At 63.1% G+C, this 2,686-nt stretch carries 3 protein-coding genes; all 3 read left to right on the plus strand.

Annotation, left to right across the window (positions count from 1 at the left end; translation table 11 throughout):
* Positions 1-337 precede the first annotated feature (337 nt).
* The 3 genes from J8I34_RS33630 (at position 338) to J8I34_RS33640 (ending at position 2,338) form a co-directional block, all read left to right on the plus strand.
* Positions 338-1,423 carry a tyrosine-type recombinase/integrase gene (locus J8I34_RS33630; RefSeq protein WP_209808505.1) on the plus strand — a complete coding sequence of 362 codons (1,086 nt, stop codon included), beginning with the start codon at positions 338-340 and terminating at the stop codon, positions 1,421-1,423.
* A 9-nt stretch (positions 1,424-1,432) separates the two neighbouring features.
* Positions 1,433-1,618 (plus strand): site-specific integrase, encoded by a 186-nt coding sequence (locus tag J8I34_RS33635; protein WP_209808507.1) that lies wholly within the window; start codon positions 1,433-1,435, stop codon positions 1,616-1,618.
* 123 nt (positions 1,619-1,741) lie between these two features.
* The gene (locus J8I34_RS33640) at positions 1,742-2,338 is read left to right on the plus strand and encodes a hypothetical protein (RefSeq protein ID WP_209808509.1); all 597 of its coding nucleotides are present in this window, start codon (positions 1,742-1,744) and stop codon (positions 2,336-2,338) included.
* The last annotated feature ends 348 nt before the right edge of the window (positions 2,339-2,686 follow it).

Raw genomic sequence — 2,686 nt, forward strand, 5'->3', positions numbered from 1 at the left:
CAAAACCCCTCGACAGCGTTCGCTGCGAGGGGTTTTTGCTTTTTGGATTTTGATTTTTGTTGCAAGGTGGTTGGTGGGTTGGTGACATGCTGGCGCGGCTGGTGGCATGCTGTCGGCCGTTGAAGCGCCTGGTTCCGCCCTCCTGGCGGGTTTTGCCCGAGCGGCAAAAAGTAACCAAAATACTAGCAGTTCGGCCTATCATCAGGGTTACAAGCACGGTAAGTTATTGATTTAATTGAATTTACTGTGCATGGCTGTGCAACCGTGTTAAGCGCTGTAAAGAAAAACGGCGCTATGTCTTGTAGTCATTTTGTAGACAACACCGGGAGCCAACTTCATGCCGAAGACCCTGACCGAACGCCAATGCCGCCGCCTGCCCGAAGGGGTACACCGTGCGGCGCCGTCCCTCTATCTTTCTGTACGCGGCGGCAGCCGCCTGTGGGTCGTCCGCTACTGCCTTGCAGGCAAGGCGCGCAGTATGAGCCTGGGCAGTATGGACAACCTGCCGCTGGAGGCTGCCATTGCCGCCGCTGCGGCGGCGCGTGCTGATGTGCGCCTGCGCGGCGTCGATGTGCTGGCCGAGCGCCGCGCCACGCGCGCCGAGCAGCAGGCTGCGCTGGCCCAAGTCCGGGCGCTGGAGCCGGCCCCGGTGCGCAAGGCCGGCCACACCTTTGGCGAGCTGCTGGACGTAGCGGTGCAGGCCGAGGCGCGCGCCAAGGGCTGGAAGCATGGCGCGCAGGCCTGCACGCAGTGGCTGGCACCGGTCAAGCGCTACTGCGCTCCCCTCATCAGCAAGGACGTGACGCAGATCACCGAGGCCGCGCTGGTCGAGGCCCTGGCCGAGCCCTGGGTGACGAGCCACCTGCAGGCCACGCGCGCACTGCAGCGCACGATCACCATGATGGGCCACGCGCGGCGCATGGGCTGGATCGCGGAGAACCCGCTGGCCTTGAAGCGCTTGCAGGAGCGGCTGCCGGCCATGCCGAAGCACAAGAGCCGGCACCATGCCGCGCTATCCTTGCGCGCCGTGCCGGGGTTTGTCGCCACGCTGGTCGCCGACGGCACGCCGCTGGCCGACTTGCTTCAGTTCCTGATTCTGAGCGGCACCCGGGCCAACGAGGCAGCGAGCATGCGCTGGTCGGAGCTGGATCTGGCGGATCGGGTCTGGTCGATTCCCGCCGAGCGCATGAAGGCCAAGCGGGCGCACCGCGTGCCGCTCACGGACACCATGCTGGAGATGCTCAAGGCGCGCCAGCAGGCCCGTACCGGCGACAGCGATCTGGTGTTTCCCGGCAAGGGAGGCAAGCCCTTCACCAATCAGCAGGTGCTCGCGCACTTGATCGCCATGGGCCACGCGCGCGGCACGGTGACGGTGCACGGCTTTCGTTCCTGCCTGCGTCAATTTCTGGCCGAGCACACCTAGGCGGAGTACATGGTTGCCGAACTGTGCCTCGCCCATGACGAACGCAGCGCGACGCAGCGCAGCTACGACCGGGGCGACTACCTGCGCGAGCGGCGCGGCCTAATGGCAGCGTGGGATGCCTTCTGCGTGGGCCGCGTGTCGCTCGACACCACCGGCGCCGTGGTGCTGCCGCTGCGGCACGCGGTCGCCGCCTGACGCACGCACGACGGCATTGACCGACCCGTCCGCGTGGCGGGTTTCTATTACCGCCAAAGCGGCGCAGTAAATGGCTGTAAGCCGGCGCATAATGCCTCGAACGTGGTCACGCGGGAGAGGCACATGATTGACGAGGCCATTGCCAGGCGCCAGTCCGACTACAGCGTTGATGACGCTGCCTCGCGGTTGGCAGGCATTTATCCAGGCGAGGCGGATCGACTACCTGAAGAATCCGATGAGGCCAGCACCGTGCGCTACATGCGTATGGAAGTCCTATCGCGTATCGAGACGCGGCACAGCCTGCTGGACGAAGTCATAGCGCCGCTGGTCAAGATCGTCCGGCCGCCACGAATACCACGTGCAATGGTGTGCCAGATCGCCCGTGACTTTGGCATCCGGAACGACCTGCTGCCGATCGATGATGACCACGTGCAGGGCGCTGGCGGAACGGCGCCCGTTGCAATGGACGGCCCGCCGCTGCCCCGGTCGGCCAAGCTGCGCTTGCTGCTAGCGGCGGCCGATGCCGTGGCGTACGCGCGCACCCATGCCGACAAACTGGCGGAGCGGCCCAGCTTCAAGAAGGAGATACAGGACTACCTCGTCGCCCACGCCAGCGACTACGGGCCAGAACTTGGCTCGGCCCAGATCGATGTATTGGCCGCCATTGCCAATATTGAACCCGCGCCAGGGCGACCTGGAAAAAGGGCGGGAGATTTTTGACGCACAAACGGCCCGAGCGGCCCAAAATGGGGTGGAGATTTTTTTGCTCTGCCCTGATCCAGAAGACCCGCATGGCATAAGGCTTTGCGGGTTTTTTTACTGCCTGCCCGATCGCGCCTGCCCCAGCGGCAACCACGCCCAAGCATGGAATAGGGGTGGAGTTTTTTGCCGATGGCGAGGCGATTTCTTGAAAAACCCCCTGGAGATTTAAAGAAAAACTCGACCCCTATTTAAATTGGGCGATTTCAAATATGGTGAATCGAACAAGTATTTAAGTATTCACGAGAAACGGATTTCAAACTTTGAGCCGTAGCCGGAGAGAAGTTTCTCGATCTCGGCGTCGATGGT

Source organism: Cupriavidus phytohabitans, assembly GCF_017815025.1.
In the GTDB taxonomy this organism is placed as follows: domain Bacteria; phylum Pseudomonadota; class Gammaproteobacteria; order Burkholderiales; family Burkholderiaceae; genus Cupriavidus.